The 15719-nt window shown below is 70.1% G+C and carries 11 protein-coding genes; 8 read left to right on the top strand and 3 right to left on the bottom strand.

Annotated features, from left to right (window positions below; all coding sequences use genetic code 11):
- Window positions 1–69 precede the first annotated feature (69 nt).
- The 5 genes from AC0699_RS27525 (at window position 70) to AC0699_RS27505 (ending at window position 8129) form a co-directional block, all read left to right on the top strand.
- Window positions 70–2268: a DUF4139 domain-containing protein gene (locus AC0699_RS27525; RefSeq protein ID WP_478665260.1), complete on the top strand. Its 2199-nt coding sequence runs from the start codon at window positions 70–72 to the stop codon at window positions 2266–2268.
- An 8-nt stretch (window positions 2269–2276) separates the two neighbouring features.
- Window positions 2277–3839, top strand: coding sequence for a mucoidy inhibitor MuiA family protein (locus tag AC0699_RS27520; protein ID WP_478665257.1), 1563 nt, complete (start codon window positions 2277–2279; stop codon window positions 3837–3839).
- 439 nt (window positions 3840–4278) lie between these two features.
- On the top strand, window positions 4279–6519 hold the full coding sequence (gene katG / locus AC0699_RS27515) for a catalase/peroxidase HPI (protein ID WP_478665253.1): 2241 nt from the start codon (window positions 4279–4281) through the stop codon (window positions 6517–6519).
- Between the two features lie 328 nt (window positions 6520–6847).
- Window positions 6848–7438 (top strand): pyridoxamine 5'-phosphate oxidase family protein, encoded by a 591-nt coding sequence (locus AC0699_RS27510; RefSeq protein ID WP_478665251.1) that lies wholly within the window; start codon window positions 6848–6850, stop codon window positions 7436–7438.
- Between the two features lie 94 nt (window positions 7439–7532).
- Entirely contained in the window at window positions 7533–8129 is a 597-nt protein-coding gene (locus AC0699_RS27505; RefSeq protein ID WP_478665250.1) for a TetR/AcrR family transcriptional regulator, read from the top strand.
- A 16-nt stretch (window positions 8130–8145) separates the two neighbouring features.
- On the opposite strand, the gene AC0699_RS27500 is transcribed toward AC0699_RS27505, so the two are convergent.
- Complete coding sequence (locus AC0699_RS27500; protein WP_478665247.1) at window positions 8146–8970, bottom strand: SDR family NAD(P)-dependent oxidoreductase; 825 nt, start codon at window positions 8968–8970, stop codon at window positions 8146–8148.
- A 273-nt stretch (window positions 8971–9243) separates the two neighbouring features.
- Between AC0699_RS27500 and AC0699_RS27495 the strand changes: the two genes are divergently transcribed.
- Window positions 9244–11232, top strand: coding sequence for a serine/threonine-protein kinase (locus AC0699_RS27495; RefSeq protein ID WP_478665245.1), 1989 nt, complete (start codon window positions 9244–9246; stop codon window positions 11230–11232).
- Window positions 11233–11340: 108 nt separating this feature from the next.
- On the opposite strand, the gene AC0699_RS27490 is transcribed toward AC0699_RS27495, so the two are convergent.
- On the bottom strand, window positions 11341–12372 hold the full coding sequence (locus AC0699_RS27490) for a saccharopine dehydrogenase family protein (protein WP_478665242.1): 1032 nt from the start codon (window positions 12370–12372) through the stop codon (window positions 11341–11343).
- Between the two features lie 100 nt (window positions 12373–12472).
- Here AC0699_RS27490 and AC0699_RS27485 point away from each other — a divergent pair, with 100 nt between their 5' ends.
- Window positions 12473–13435, top strand: a complete 963-nt coding sequence (locus AC0699_RS27485; protein WP_478665239.1) for a helix-turn-helix domain-containing protein — start codon at window positions 12473–12475, stop codon at window positions 13433–13435.
- A 134-nt stretch (window positions 13436–13569) separates the two neighbouring features.
- Window positions 13570–14277, top strand: coding sequence for an AAA family ATPase (locus AC0699_RS27480; protein ID WP_478665236.1), 708 nt, complete (start codon window positions 13570–13572; stop codon window positions 14275–14277).
- Between the two features lie 118 nt (window positions 14278–14395).
- Here AC0699_RS27480 and AC0699_RS27475 read toward each other — a convergent pair whose 3' ends face one another.
- Complete coding sequence (locus AC0699_RS27475) at window positions 14396–15628, bottom strand: M6 family metalloprotease domain-containing protein (RefSeq protein WP_478665233.1); 1233 nt, start codon at window positions 15626–15628, stop codon at window positions 14396–14398.
- Window positions 15629–15719: the final 91 nt, after the last annotated feature.

Raw genomic sequence — 15719 nt, 5'->3', positions numbered from 1 at the left:
TCGACGCGGATGCGCCGACCGCTCGGGCGTAGGCTTCGCTCAGCACGACGCGGCGGGGGGCGGGAGCACATGACGGCTGAGACGGCACAGAGGTGGGGGTCGACCCTCGATTCGGTCGTGGTGTACGCGCAGGGCGCGCTCTGCCGCCGCCTGGCCCGGGGCAGCGTGCCGCCGGACGGCCGGGTGAGGGTGACGGGACTGCCCCGCTCGCTGGACCCCGGCTCACTGCGGGCCTGTGTCCTTCGCACCCCCGAGGTGCGCGTCACCGCGGCCCGGGTGGAGGTCGAGGCCGAGCCTCTCGGCCCCGGCACGCCCGACGACTTGCGACGCGAGGTGGATCGGCTGCGCGACGAGTACGCGGCGGCGCAGGGACGCCGGGACCGGCAGCTGAGCCTGATCGAGGAGGTCAGGGCCCTGCACCCGGTCCCGCCGGCTCGCAGGCGCGACGACCCGCACCGCCGCACCCCGGTCGACGCGTGGCTGATGCTCGCCGACTTCGTCGACGAGCGGCTGACAGGACTGCATATGCGCCTCACCGAGCTGGAGGAGGCCCTGCGCCGCGTCGAGCACGAGCTCACCGTCGCCGCGGACAAGCTCGCCCGCGCCTCCACCGACGCACCGTCGGCGCACGTGGAGACCACGGTCTCCGCGGTCCTGACCCTCGACGGCACCAGTGACGCGGAAGTGGAGCTGGAGCTGGAGTACGGGGTGCCGGGCGCCGTCTGGGTGCCCGCCTACCGTCTCACCCAGCGTCAGGGCGACGGCAGCGGCCGTCTGGTGCTGCGCGCTTCGGTCGCCCAGCGCACCGGCGAGGACTGGACCGGCGTGCGCATCGCCTTGGCCACCGCCGACCTGCGGCGCCGCACCGACCTGCCGAGGCTCCGCTCGATCCGGATCGGACGCCGTCAGCCCGCCCCCACACCTTCCGGCTGGCGCGAGCCTCCGGCGGGGCTCGCCGACCTGTTCGCCGGGTACGACTCGGCAGGCCCTCGCCCTGCCACGACCGCGGCACCAGCGGTTGTCGGCGCCGGCTCCGCGCCCGTGGCTGCCGCGGGCGGTTCCGCGGCCGGCCCCGTTCCGCCACTGCCACCGCCACCGCCACCGCCACCGCCACCGCCACCGCAGGCCTACGGCGGGCCGCCCGTTGCGATCCCGGTGCCCGGTGGCGCACCCGGCGCCTCCCCTGAGGTCTTCGCCGACGGGACGACCGATCCAGCGCGGCGGGCCCGGTCGCGACCCGCCGGCAGGCCGGGTACCGGCGGCAGGTCTTTCGCGGTCCCCGCCGCCATGGCACCCGCGGCTCCTGGCAGTGCAGCGCCGCCACCACTTCCGGCACCTGCGGCTCCTGGCAGTGCAGCGCCGCCACCACTTCCGGCACCTGCGGCTCCTGGCAGTGCTGCGCCGCCACCGCTTCCGGCACCTGCAGCCGGTCCGCCGCAGCCGAGCGGCGCCGAACTCGACTACGCCGCCCTCGTCCTGTGCGGCCCCGACGAGCAGGGCGGTCGCAGAGGCCGGCTGTTTCCCCGGTCTCCTTGCGACCCGGTGGCTGCCGAGTACCGCCGCCGCGCCGAAGCGGTGGCCGCACTGCCGCTTCCCGGACACGCCGTGCGGCCCCGTGAGTCGGCGGACTCCTTCGACCACCGCTTCGATGCCGCCGCGCGGGCCGACATTCCGTCGGACGGCACCTGGCACACCATCACCGTCGGCGAGATCCCGGTCGGCCTGCGCACCGAGTACGTGTGCGTGCCGTCCGTGGAGCAGACCGTGTACGCGACGTTGGTGCTCTCCAATGCCACCGACCAGGCTCTGCTGGCCGGCCCGGTGGAGGTCACCATCGGCGACGACTTCCTGCTGACCGCCGCACTGCCCACGCTGGCCCCCGGCGGTGTCCGCCGGGTGGGGCTCGGGCCGGCCGAGGGCATCCGGGTCACCCGCCGTACGAACCTCCACGAGTCGACCGCGGGCCTGCGCAACAACACCACTGTGCTGGACCACCGCGTCCATGTGGAGCTGGCCAACCGGCTCGCGAGGCCCGTCATGGTCGAGGTGCACGAGCGGGTCCCGGTCACCTACGAACCCGAGGTCCGGGTCGAGGAACGAGCCGACTGGACGGCACCCGAGGACGACGCGGGGCCCGGACACCATGCCCCGGGCACCCGCGTCTGGCGGGTGGACCTGCCCGCCGGCGGCACCGCCGCCCTCGACGGCGGCTACGAGATCCGCATCCCGGCCGGCAAGACTCTGGTCGGCGGCAACCGCAGGAGCTGACACACGCCATGTCCACGGCCCCGAAGCCGATCGCCCTTCCCGTCACCGCCGTCACCTGCCTGGAGGATCGCGCCCACATCGAGCGCGCCGTCGTGCTCGACCTGGAGGCCGGGGTGCAGCGGCTGCGTCTCGGGCCGGTCAGTGCGCTGGCCGTCGACCGTACCCTTCACGCCGAGCTGGCCGCCGATCACCCCGCGACCGTGCTCGATGTGCGGATCGTCCGCAGCTGGACGCCGCGCGGGCCGCTGCCGTCGACCGACGACGACTCGGCGCTGCGCCACCGCGTGCACACCCTCGAAGAGGAGCGGCTCGTCCTAGGGCAGCAACGCGATCGGCTGCATGCCCGCCTCGACCTGCTCGGCCGTCTCGCCGCCGATCTGCTGCGGGAGATCGGCGAAGGAGCCGGCTCCGGGGAGACCGAAGGGCCCCGATGGGCCCGCGAACTGGACCGGGTGGACGAGGAGCGCGACTCGTGCGGCGAGCAACTCCGCACGATCGAGGCCCGGCTGGCCGCCCTCGCCCCCGAACTCGTTGAGGTCCAGCAAGCCATGGATCTCTCCGAGGCGGAGCCCGCCCAGCTGGTCGGCCATATCGAGCTGACGGTGGAGGCCGCTGTCGCCGGGCCGGCCGGGCTGCGCCTGAGCCACCTCACCCCGTGTGCGCTCTGGCGGCCCGCCTACCGGGCCGTGCTCGACGGGGACTCCCTGACGCTGGAGACCGACGCGATGGTCTGGCAGCGCACCGGCGAGGACTGGTCGGACGTACGCCTGACGTTGTCGACGGCACGGTCGGCGCTGGCCACCGATCCCCCGCGGCTGGGCGAGGACCGGCTGACGCTCAAGGACCGCTCCGCTGCGGAGCGCCGCACGGTCGACGTCGAGCTGCGCGAGGAGGAGATCGGCGACCTCGGCCCCGCCACCGTGCTGGGCCTGCCAGGGGTGGACGACGGCGGCGAGGCGCGGGTGCTGAGCTCCCCCGCGCCGGTCGCCGTGCCCGGAGACGGCCGCGCTCACCGGGTGCCGCTCTCCGTCTTCACCGCGGCCGCGAGCAGCGAGTACGCCTGCTCACCCGAGCTGTCTCCACTGGTCACCCAGGTGGTGCGGTTCGACAACCTGTCCGGCCATGCGCTGCTCGCCGGGCCGGTGGACCTGGTCCGCGGCAGCGGATTCGCCGGCCGCGGCACGCTGGACTTCAGCGCGCCCGGCGCTCCCGTCGAGCTCGCCTTCGGCAGCTGCGACGACTATCGGGTTGTCCGGTACGCCGAGGAGTCCCGCGACTCCGCCGGAATCACCCAGCGTACCGTGGTCACCCGCACGGTACGGCTGCACCTGTCCCGGTTCTCTGCTCCCGGAGAGCACGACGAACGGGTGGTCGTCCTGCGGGAGCGGATGCCGGTCTCCGAGGTCTCGGCGGTGAAAACACGCCTGTGCAAGGAAGCCTGCTCCCCGGTGCCCGACGTGGTCGACGCCGAAGGCATCGCCGCCTGGGACATCAGCCTCCCACCCGGCAGCCGCCGCACGGTCACCCTGGTCTACGAGCTGTCGGCGAACGCCAAAGTCGCCGGGCTCTGAGCTCGGAAGGGGGCGCTGGCCCGGGCCGTGCGCCCCTTCGCGCCGGTGTTCTCGGGGCTGCGTCAGCTGCACCGCAGTCGACAACGGGGTGCTGCCATGCGCGAGTTCCTCGATCTCCGTGCCTCCTCCATGCCTCACAACGAGTCGTCCGGCCGGCGCCCCCTCAGGGAGCCCACGACACCGAGCCCTCTATTACCTCCCAGGCCGGCGTATTACTTTTCGCTTCCGCTTCTCACGTCAGCGGGGCGAGCACGATGATAAGAAAAAGCCGCGTGCTCTCACATGGTTCAGAGGCCGGGGAGTCGTCAACCATTGTGCCGGCGTCAGGCCTCGAACGACTTTGGGCTTTTGAGTTCTTGTTGCAGGGGGTGCCCTGCGTGTTCTCGTAGCGGTGCGGTCTGCGGTGCGCGACCATACGGACGCCGACACAGGCACAGTCATGAGCAGGCATTCAGCAGAAGGAAACACCAAGACAGGAAGAAGGACGGACGTGTCCGGCAGCGAAAGCGAGAACCCAGCAATCCCCTCCCCGGCCCCCACGCCGACTCGCCCCAAAACGAACCGGGACTGGTGGCCGAATCAGCTGGACCTTCAGGTTCTCCACCAGCACTCGCCTCAGTCCAATCCGATGGGTGAGGACTTCAACTACGCAGAAGAGTTCACGACCCTCGACCTCGACGCGCTGAAGCAGGACGTCTTCGAGGTGATGACGACGTCGCAGGACTGGTGGCCTGCCGACTACGGCCACTACGGGCCGCTTTTCATCCGGATGAGTTGGCATGCCGCGGGAACGTACCGTATCGCCGATGGCCGGGGCGGTGGCGGCTCCGGCGCTCAGCGCTTCGCCCCCCTCAACAGCTGGCCGGACAACGCAAGCCTCGACAAGGCGCGCCGTTTGCTCTGGCCGGTCAAGCAGAAGTACGGCCGCAAAATCTCCTGGGCCGATCTTCTGGTCTTCGCCGGCAACTGTGCCATGGAATCGATGGGGTTCAAGACGTTCGGGTTCGGCTTCGGGCGAGAGGACATCTGGGAACCCGAGGAAATCTTCTGGGGGCCGGAGGACACATGGCTCGGAGATGAGCGCTACAGCGGCGACAGGAATCTCGCCGGTCCTTTCGGTGCCGTGCAGATGGGACTGATCTACGTCAATCCGGAGGGGCCCAACGGCAATCCGGATCCGATGGCTGCCGCCAGGGACATTCGCGAGACGTTCGGGCGTATGGCGATGAATGATGAGGAGACGGTTGCGCTCATCGTCGGCGGCCATACGTTCGGCAAGTGTCACGGTGCGGTCGATGCCGAGTACATCGGCCCGGAACCCGAGGCCAGCCCCATCGAGCAGCAGGGCCTCGGCTGGAGGAACGCGTACGGCAGCGGCAAAGGCGCGGACGCGCTCACCAGTGGGCTCGAGGGCGCATGGACCACCGAGCCGACGAGGTGGGACAACGGGTACCTGGACAACCTGTTCGGGTACGACTGGGAGCTGACGACGAGCCCCGCCGGTGCGAAGCAGTGGACCCCCAAGGATCCCTCGGCCAGGGGCACCGTGCCTGATGCTCACGATGCGTCGAAGCGGCACGCTCCCATGATGCTGACGACGGATCTGTCGCTGAAGTTGGACCCGGTCTACGGGCCGATCGCGAAGAGCTTCCACGAGAACCCGGACAAGCTCGCGGTAGCGTTCGCCAAGGCGTGGTACAAGCTGCTGCACCGCGACATGGGACCCCTCTCGCGTTACCTCGGCCCGTGGATTCCCGAGCCGCAGCTGTGGCAGGACCCCGTCCCCGAGGTCGATCACGAACTCGTCACGGACGAGGACGTCGCCGCCCTCAAGGGCAGGATCCTCGCCTCGGGACTGTCCGTCTCCCAGCTGGCCACCACCGCTTGGGCGGCGGCGGCGAGCTTCCGCGGCACCGACAAGCGTGGTGGGGCCAACGGGGCGCGGATTCGGCTCGCGCCGCAAAGGGACTGGGAGGTCAACGACCTGCCCGAGGTGGCTGAGGTGCTGCAGACCCTTGAGCGGATCCAGCAGGACTTCAACGGTTCACAGGCCGGCGGAACGAAGGTTTCACTCGCCGACCTGATCGTCCTGGGCGGGTGCGCGGCCGTCGAGCAAGCTGCGAAGAACGCCGGGCACGACATCACAGTCCCGTTCGCACCGGGGCGCACGGACGCCTCGCAGGAGCAGACGGACGTGGAGTCGTTCGCCGTGCTCGAACCCAGGGCGGACGCGTTCCGCAACTACCTCCGGGCGGGAGAGAAGCTGTCGCCGGAGACTCTCCTCCTGGACCGCGCCAACCTGTTGACACTGACCGCTCCCGAGATGACGGTTCTGATCGGCGGCATGCGGGCCCTGAACACCGGCTTGGGACGATCCCCGCACGGCGTGTTCACCCACCGGCCGGAGACATTGACCAACGACTTCTTCGTCAACCTGCTCGACATGGGCACGGAGTGGAAGGCGTCGGCTTCGGACGAGAACGTGTTCGAAGGCCGGGATGGCGCCACGGGCGAGGTCAGGTGGACCGCCACCGCCGTCGACCTCATCTTCGGTTCGCACTCCCAGCTCCGTGCCGTCTCGGAGGTGTACGCGTCCGAGGACGCGGGAGAGAAGTTCACGCGCGACTTCGTGGCAGCGTGGGACAAGGTGATGAACCTCGACCGGTTCGACCTCCGCTGAGCCCGAGGTCCCGGCCGGCCGTTCATCGGCCGACCGGGACCTTCGGTGTGCGTGCGGATCGGTACTGCAGCGCCGGCACCCGTCTCCGGGGCTCGCCCCGATCCGCGCGCTCGTCGAAGAGGTCGCCCGTCGCGGCGAGGCCGAGTACGGACCGTGGTACCAGAACGACGTCTGTCTCAGCGACCCGGCCCCGATGGTCGTCGCCGCCACTGAGACACTCACATTGGGCGGCACCTCGCCCGACCGCATCCATCACGACCCGTTCGAGACGCCCGTCCTGTCCTTTCCCTGAGCCACGCGCCGGCCCGTCCTGCCAGGAGAACGCACTGTGACCTTCCCCGCGCCGCCCTTCGGATCAGCAGGTGAACACCGGCTGCAGCAGCAACTGGGTACGGCCGACCGCGCCGCCCGGTTCTACGACCAACAGGTACGCCCCGGCCTCACACCCGAGATGCGGGACTTCATCGGCCGCCAGGCAATGGTCTTCCTGGCCACCGCCGACTCCCATGGAGAATGCGATGCCAGCTTCCGCGCCGGGCCGCCGGGATTTGTCCACGTGATCGACGACCACACGCTCGCGTACCCCGAGTTCCGCGGGAACGGTGTGCTCGCCAGCGCCGGAAACATGACGGAGAACCCCCACCTCGGCATGCTTTTCGTGGACTTCACGCACCACCACGTGGGACTTCATGTCAACGGCACAGCCCGGCTCTGCAGCGACGCGGGCCTACGCTCCCTGCATCCCGGCCTGCCCACCGCCGTCGCGCCTGGTCGGAGCCCTGAGATGTGGGTCCAGATCAGCGTCGAAGAGGCATACATCCACTGTTCCAAGTACATACCCCACCTGGAACCAGCCCCCCGTTCCGCCAACCATGACGCCGCGCGCCCCAAGGACGCGAACTATTTCACCGGGCCCTGACACGGTGCGTAGGCGGTAGTAGTGCGTTCTTCTAGTAATTCCCTCTATTTCTGTTGCATTAGGCTGTCTGCCATGACGTCAACGGGATCGAGCCATGTCTCCTAAGCAACAGCGCGGCGAGGCAACCGTCGACCGTCTCTTGACTGCCGCCCTCCAGGTGTACGCCTCATCGGGCCAGCAGGGGTTCACGGTGAACGCGGTCACCGAAGCCAGCGGCGTCAGCCTCGGCAGCCTCTACCACCATTTCGGCAGCTTCGATGGTCTCGCTGCGGGCCTTTACACCCGGTGCATGGAGGAGCTGTTCGACGAGTTGACCGGTGCCGTGACCCGCACCCGCACCGCCCGCACCGGTGTGGCCGCGCTCGTCAGGGCCTATCTGCGCTTCACCGAGGAGCGGCCCGACGCCGCGCTCTTCATCCATGCCTCCGCGTACTCCGGCTATCTCGCGGCTCACGCCGACCGGATCCGCGCCGCCAAGGCCGTCATGCTGGGAGGCATCGTGGACTGGATGCGGCCGCGGATCGAAGCAGGCGAGATCCTGCCCACCCCCGAACCCCTGATCGAGGCCCTGGTGATCGGACCGGTTGCCGAGACCGCGCGTCGCTGGCTGTCCAGCACGTACGACATCGACCTCGCCCAAGCCGCGCGGATCCTTCCCGACCGGATCTGGCGATCCCTACGACCGGACTGACCCGCCTGGCCACGGTTCAGGCGACACCACGCACCCTTGTCAGCGTCTCGGCCTGTTCCCACACCCGCTGCGCCAGGGTCTGGTCCGCCGCGAGGGGGTCGAGGGGGACCTGCCGGTCGGCGTCGAAGTAGCGACCGGAGGCGTCACCGGGTTCGAGGGCGAGCCGGACGACCGGGGCGGCACCCTGCTCAGGGGTGGCCCAGGACCGCTTCATCGCCTTCAGAAGAACGCCCACCACTCCCCCGGGGTCTCCGAGGCCGGTCCTGATCACGCCCGGGTGTATCGCGTCGATGCTCACGCCCGTTCCCCGCCAACGACCGGCGAACAGCGGGATCATGAGGAGGTTGGCGAGTTTGGTGGTGCAGTAGGTACGCATCCGGTGGAAGTCGGCGCCCACCGGTGTCCGGTCCGCATCGAGTCGCCCCTTGACGTACAGACCGGCACTGACTTGGACGACCCTGGTCCGGTTCTCCAGGAATCGCCTCTCCAGCAGGTGGTTGAGCAGAAACGGCGCCAGATGATTCACGGCGAATGCGTACTCGAACCCCTCCGGGGTGCGTACCAACCGCGAGGGCCACACGCCGGCGTTGTGCACCAGCACGTCGATCTGCTCATACCGCCGCAGTAGTTCGTCGGCCACCGACCGCACATCGGAGAGCGCGGACAGATCGCCGATCACCAGGTCGACGGAGCCGCCCAGTGCCGCGGCCGCCCGCTCCCCTCGTTCCCGGTCCCGGGTGACGAGCACAACCCGGCAGTCCCGTTGCAACAGTTCGGCGGCCACCGCGTAGCCGATGCCCCGGTTGCCGCCTGTCACCACCGTCGTGAAGTTGTCCTCCATGCCGGGCACTGTAGAGCACAACTAGAAGATCGTTCTAGAAAAGTGCTTCAATGGCGACGTCCAGTCGCGCACACTGGACCTGGGAACGTGCAGCTGCGCCACCGGCTGCCACTGCTGCCTGTGCGGAGATGACCACCGTGAGGAGTGACCAGTGGGACCCGGACGATGCGGACAAGCCGCTCGCCACCTGGAAGCGAAGCCGATGTGTTCCGGACCGAGTTCGCGTGACCACACAGGGGCACGAACCGTCACCGTGGGGGAGATCGAAGCGGCATGAGCAGTGACCATGGCGACGAGCGGGACGGCGGCCCCGGGGGCATCCAGCCGCTGTCGCCCGGCGACCCGCTCCGGGTCGGCCCCTACACGCTGCTCGGCCGGCTCGGCTCCGGGGGGATGGGCCGGGTCTATCTGGCCCGTTCCGAGGGCGGTCGCACGGTGGCCGTGAAGGTGGTGCACGAGGAGCACGTCTCGAACCAGGAGTTCCGGGCGCGCTTCCGCCGGGAGATCGCGGCGGCTCGACGCGTCGGCGAGCACTTCACCGCGCCCGTGCTCGACGCGGACCCGGAGGCCGAGCGCCCCTGGGTGGCCACCGGTTATGTGCCGGGGCCGTCGTTGGACCAGGTCCTCAGAGAGTACGGTCCGTTGCCCACCGCCTCCGTGTATGCGCTGGCCGACGGGCTGTTGCGGGCGCTCCAGGGCATCCACGGTGCCGGGATCGTGCACCGCGATCTGAAGCCGTCCAATGTGCTGCTCACCGTCGAGGGCCCACGGGTGATCGACTTCGGTATCGCACGCGCCCTGCAGACCTCTGTGGAGTCCCTGCTGACCAGTACGGGAATGGTCATCGGCTCGCCCGGGTTCATGGCGCCCGAACAGATCCTCGGCGAGGAGACCGGGCCCACCGCCGATGTCTTCGCGCTCGGCTGTGTGCTGATGTACGCGGCGACCGGGCGGCTGCCGTTCGGACGCGGCGCGAGCAACCAGCACGCGGTGATGTACCGGATCGTCGAGTCCGAGCCGGATCTGGCAACGGTCGAGGACGCGCCGCTACGCGCCCTGATCGCCCGCTGTCTGACGAAGGCAGCCGTCGAACGCCCAGGTGTGGAAACGCTGTTGGCGGACCCTGCGCGGCCGAGGTCTTCGGAGCCGGCGAGCGGGGCCTGGCTGCCCCCGGGGCTCGTCACCCGTATTGCGCAGCAGGCGGCAAGGCTTCTCGACGCGGAGGCACCATCCACTGCGGGGCGGGGGCCGAGTCCGGCACCCGAACCGGCGGCTCCGGCGGCTCCGGCGGCAGCCGACATCGCCACAGTTGATTTACGACCGAAGCCGGCGGCTTCCGAGGAGCCCGAGGCGCCGACGCCGGAACGGGTGGCACCGGAACCCGCACCCGAGCCGGCACCGGCGGCCAAGGCTCCCCCTTCCGCCCCTGCCGGAGCCACAACGGCCCCCGGCCCCACCCACATCCGCCAACGCAGAACCTTGGGCATCGGGGTTGTCGCCATCGCCGTAGTGGTCACCGGCACCGCCGTCCCCCTTCTCGACCGCCACGGCGGCAGGCAAGGGGCTGCCCCCGGCGACCACCGCACCGTCGCGCCCCGGCCCACCGACTCCGCCCCGCACGCCATGCCTTCACGGTCCAAGGACCCCGCCGACAAAGGACAAGGACAGCACCAGGGCGAGGACGAGGACGGGGACGGGGACGGGGACACGCACAACGGCGGGGACGGCCGCGAGGGCGGGAATGGCTCGTCCTCGTCCGGCAGCGGCAGCGGCAGCGGCAGCGGCACTGGCACCGGCACCAACTCCTCCGGCGGCGCCCCGGCCTCCGACGGCGGTGGCTCGCCCGGCGGCGTCACCACGCCCCCTCCCGGCAGTGGCAGCGGCGGCAACCCGGACCCCGGCTCCGGCACGTCCGACAACCGGGTTCCGGCGCAGTTCGCCGGCACCTGGTCCCTCACATCCCCGTACGCTCCGCAACCGCAGAAGGTGACCATCTACCGGGCCGTGCCCGGCCGACACGCGGTCACCCTCGTCACGGATGCGGGCGGAGCACACTGCGAGCAGGTGGCCGACCTGGTCTCAGTGGCGGACAGTGGCGCGCGCATCAACGTCGGCACTGCCGAAGTGGACGAGGCGCGCTCCAGCCCCTCCGTCTGCGCGGACTCCGCCCCCTCCTACTTCATCCTCGACGACCCGACCGGCATCCGCCACAACGTCGGACCCGCCCACGGCGACGGATACCACTATGAACGCGCCGACTGACCCGACCAGGAAAGCCATGGACGAAGACCACGGCCTGACAACAGCCTTCGCAGCGAAACTCTCACCGCAACCGCAGCAGCCCGGCGCACCGTGCAGACGGTCTGTCCGCTACTGGAGCAACTCGAGGGAAATATGCGTGGACAGCGCGCGGAGAAAGTCGGGCGCGTCGAAGATCTCGCCGGCGGAGGCGACACCGACCGTCCTGGTCCGCCCCGTGAGGATGCGGTCAACCGCCTCCACCGCGAGCGGCGCGCTGACAGCGTAGATGTCCTGGCCCCTCGCGACGGCGCGCCGTTCGGTACCGCCGGACCGCACGACGACGTCGACGAGGAAGGTTTGCGCGGACCGCCCACGCTCGTCGACCACAGCCGGCGTCGGCGTGTCCGGGCCCGACAAGTCCCTGGCCGCCTCGGTCGTCATGTACGTGCGTACCTCAGGGATGGACAGATGGCTGGGGATGGTGACCGCGTCGGCCATCGTGAACTCCCCGATGACGGCACGGGTGCCCATCGGGTCGGGGAAGGGCCACTCCAGGATGGGCGGGTCGTCATGACGGTACTCCAGCCGCCCGTTCGTGTAGCGGACCCGTTGCCCGTTCCGCCGTTGCCGGGAGACCGCGCCCGCGGCACGCGTCCCGGTTGTGGGGTGCCAACTGCTCAGCCCGTACGCGATGTGCGCCTCGTCGGCCGTCTCCCAGTCGCCCATCGCCGCAGTGGCCAGCAGGTCGCCGAGACCGCCGTAGAAGGCCATCGCGGGGACGATCACCGCTCCCGTGGCGCGTGCGCGTTCCGAGAAGTGCGCGAACGTATCGACGTTGGCCTCGACTTCGGCTGCCACATCCACATACGGGATTCCGGCGCGCAGCGCCGCCTCGATCACAGGGGCGGCTGTCGTGGCGAAGGGACCTGCACAGTTGATCACAGCCGCCGCACCCGCGAATGCGCGGTCGAGCGAGGTCGCGTCGTCGACCGACGCCGTCCGGGCTTCGAGCCCGGGATCAGACGCCGCCAGCGCCTGCAGCTTGTCGGCGTTCCGGCCGGAGAGAACCGGGACGAACCCGCGTTCCCGTAGCTGTGCCACCACGAACCGTCCGGTGTGCCCGTACGCGCCGAACACCGCCACCGTACGCCCCGATCCCATGAGTTCTCCCCGTGCTCGAATGATCCACTGAGGACATCCTTGCGAGGGCGGGCGTCCCGGCGCGAGTGTCCGGAACGACATGACACGTACAATTCCGGACATGGGAACTGTCGCGCTGGCCGTCACCGACGGGATGCTGCACCTCGAACTGTCCTTGGCTTACGAGGTGTTCGGCTCCGCCCCGGCAGCGGTGACCGTCCCCTGGTACGACGTCGCCGTCTGCGGGTCAGACGCCGTGCAGGTCGGCCTGTTCCGGGTGGATCCCCACCACGGGCTCGACCGGCTCCGGCGCGCCGACACCGTGATCGTCCCCGCCTGGGCGAATGTGGACGAGGACCCGCCTGCCGACCTGGTCGACGCGGTGCGCGCGGCCCACGAAGCCGGCGCGCGCGTGGCCTCCCTGTGCACGGGCGCGTTCGTGCTGGCCGCCGCCGGACTGCTGGACGGGAAGCGCGCGACCACCCACTGGGCGCACACCGGGGCCCTGGCCGACCGCTACCCCGAGGTGGACGTCGACCCGGACGTGCTCTACGTGGACAACGGCAGTGTGCTCACCTCCGCCGGCAAGGCCGCCGCGATGGATCTGTGCCTGCACCTCGTCCGCCTCGACCACGGCTCGTCGATCGCCAACGCCGCCGCCCGCCGCCTGGTCGTGCCGCCGCACCGGGCCGGCGGCCAGGCCCAGTTCGTCACCGCCCCGGTGCCCGCCCAGGGCACCCACCCGATCGCCGCGCTGTTCCCCTGGGTGATCCAACGCCTTGACCACCCGCTGACCGTGGAGGACCTGGCACGCCAGGCACGGATGAGCTCGCGCAACCTCGGCCGCCACTTCAGGGCGGCGACGGGCACCACCCCGCTGCAGTGGCTGCTGACCCAACGGATTCGCTACGCCCAGGAGTTGCTGGAGACTACCGACGACAGTGTGGACGCCATCGCGGCATCCACCGGAATGGGCACCGCCACGACGCTGCGCCGACACTTCAACCGCACTGTCGGTGTGGCTCCGGACACCTACCGCCGCACTTTCCGCTCGCGGTCCCGCCACGGCCCGGACGGCAGCTGAGCCCGTACGGCAGGTGCTCGAATGACGCTGTACGCGGCCGTCGACGGTACGAACATCTCAGGCTGGACGTCCAACGACAACCTCAGTGACACCGCCATGCGCCTCCTTGACGCGCGCTGTGGGAGACTCGACGCATGATCGTCGAGCATGCGTACGCACACGTGGCCTCGTACGAAGAAGGGGAATGGCCCTGGTCCGTGCCTTGTGTGCGCGAACTCCTCACGGACGGACTGCGCTTCTCCGCGCCGGTGACCTTTCTCGTCGGTGAGAACGGCTCGGGCAAGTCGACTCTGGTCGAGGCCCTTGCGGAAGGCTTCGGCCTGGATTCCTGGGGTGGCTCGCACGACTGGCGCTATGCCAGCCATCGCGCCAAGTCGGTGCTGGGTGAGCGGATCCGCTTCGATGCGGCACCGCGCGGCCGGCGCATGCTCAGCAGCTGGTCCGCCCGCAAGGGGTTCTTCCTGCGCGCCGAGACGGCGCTGGACGCGTTGGACCGGGAAGGGTTCGCACCGGATTCGGTCAGTCATGGTGAGGGCTTCCTCGCGGCGTTTCGAGGGAAGTTCCTGCAGCCCGGCCTGTATGTGATGGACGAGCCGGAGGCGGCGCTTTCGTTTTCCTCCTGCCTTGAACTGATCGGTCATCTCGACCAGTTGGTGAAGAACGGCGGTCAGGTCATCTGCGCCACGCACTCGCCACTGCTCACCGCACTGCCGGGCGCGGACATCGTCGAGGTCGGCGAACACGGGATGCGCCGGGTGGCCTGGCGCGATCTCGCCCTGGTCGACCACTGGCGCCGCTATCTCGACGACCCGCAGTCCTATCTGCGGCGCGTCCTCGACTGAGAAGGACGAAGCCTTCCGGGGGAAACGGGCCGGCAGACGAAAGCGATGGTTCCCGGGCGCGCTCCTGAACGCCCGGGAACCGCAACGGGTGGGCGGGATCGGCTCCCGGCCACATGGCCTACGACATGCGGAGCCGCACCACATCCCCCGCTCTGCCGCCCGCGAGAACGTCGATACGGACGCCGCCGCCGTCCGGGTCCGTGAAGGTCTGGCCGGGCGTGAATGCCGCCAGGTCGAGTCCGCTGCAGCCGGTGCGCGGCGACTCGGACCGGCTGCCGTTCATGACCCGGACCGGCCCCTCGCCGGTCCGGGTCGCGGAGTCGACCTTGTAGATGAGGACTCCGGCCGAGCACGCCTGCCGGTCGTTGCCCTCGGCCCGGCGGGACTCCGCGACGTACGCCGTCGTCTCGCTGATGCGCAGTACGGCGATCTTGGTACCGCCGGGTCGCTCCACGGGAGTCAGCCGTACGGTGCGGTGTCCGCGGTCGGGCAGGCAGGCGACCTGGTCGTCGCGGGTCCAGCCCAGCTTCCAGGAGTGCCAGCCCAGGTACTGAGGGGCGTGGCCGGCGATGTTGCCCATGACGTCCCAGCCGCCGACGTACTGGTGGGTGGCGCCGGTGAAGGAGTACAGGTCGGGGAGGCCGAAGGTGTGGCCGGTCTCGTGGGCGACGACCTTGGGGCCCCAGCGCCACATGTCCTGGCCGAACGTCACAGCCCACTTGAGGCGGGTGCCGTCGGCGGTCACGCCGGACGCGGTGGGGTCGTAGAGGTAGGTCGGGGAGAAAGAGATCGCGGACGCCACCCTGGTGGGGACGACGTAGACCATGTCGTAGCGGGAGAAGTCCGCGTACGGGTCGGCGGCCACGATCGCGTCGCGTACGTACTTCTCGTGGGTCTCGAAGGTGAGGCCGCGTGCGAATCCGTACGAGTCCGAATTCGCCGGCATACGGATCCAGCGATGCAGCGAGGTGACGTCGAGACGGGAGCGGCCGTAGCTGGCCGTGTGCATCCAGTCGGCGGCCGGGGCCAGTTGGGCGGCGTAGGCATCCGTGGAGTCGGTGGCCTCGGCGTCGGGGAAGTCCACGAACAGCGTCAGCACACGCCGGGTTCCTGTGGAGGGCTGGAACTGGGTGCGGTCGGTGTCGTGGCCTTCGTCGGTCCAGCCGGTCCTGCCGGGTAGCGCGCAATCGGCAGCGGGGGCAGCGGGGGCGGCGGGGGAAGCGGGGGCGGCGGGGGAAGCGGGGAGAGGGGCTGAGGTGGCCGCGTTGGCCGGGGTGGAGGCGGCAAGACACGAGGCGGCGAGAGCGAAGGCCGCGGTGTAGGGACGCAGGCGGGTCGGCAGGACAGGCATGACTCTCCCGTCGGAGGCGGTGGCAGGGGAAGGAAGGGATGGGGAAGGGGAAGAGAGGGGGAAGGGGAGGGGAAGAGAAGGGGAGGGAAGG

Source organism: Streptomyces sp. NPDC043870, from assembly GCF_056435785.1.
This window is presented reverse-complemented; position numbering and strand designations above follow the sequence as displayed.

Bases quoted from the DNA above. Each gene is read 5' to 3' on its own strand.
- katG (WP_478665253.1), top strand. From the start codon at position 4,279: ATGAGCAGGCATTCAGCAGAAGGAAACACCAAGACAGGAAGAAGGACG.
- AC0699_RS27495 (WP_478665245.1), top strand. From the start codon at position 9,244: ATGAGCAGTGACCATGGCGACGAGCGGGACGGCGGCCCCGGGGGCATC.
- AC0699_RS27500 (WP_478665247.1), bottom strand. From the start codon at position 8,970: ATGGAGGACAACTTCACGACGGTGGTGACAGGCGGCAACCGGGGCATC.
- AC0699_RS27520 (WP_478665257.1), top strand. From the start codon at position 2,277: ATGTCCACGGCCCCGAAGCCGATCGCCCTTCCCGTCACCGCCGTCACC.
- AC0699_RS27475 (WP_478665233.1), bottom strand. From the start codon at position 15,628: ATGCCTGTCCTGCCGACCCGCCTGCGTCCCTACACCGCGGCCTTCGCT.
- AC0699_RS27485 (WP_478665239.1), top strand. From the start codon at position 12,473: ATGGGAACTGTCGCGCTGGCCGTCACCGACGGGATGCTGCACCTCGAA.
- AC0699_RS27490 (WP_478665242.1), bottom strand. From the start codon at position 12,372: ATGGGATCGGGGCGTACGGTGGCGGTGTTCGGCGCGTACGGGCACACC.
- AC0699_RS27480 (WP_478665236.1), top strand. From the start codon at position 13,570: ATGATCGTCGAGCATGCGTACGCACACGTGGCCTCGTACGAAGAAGGG.
- AC0699_RS27505 (WP_478665250.1), top strand. From the start codon at position 7,533: ATGTCTCCTAAGCAACAGCGCGGCGAGGCAACCGTCGACCGTCTCTTG.
- AC0699_RS27525 (WP_478665260.1), top strand. From the start codon at position 70: ATGACGGCTGAGACGGCACAGAGGTGGGGGTCGACCCTCGATTCGGTC.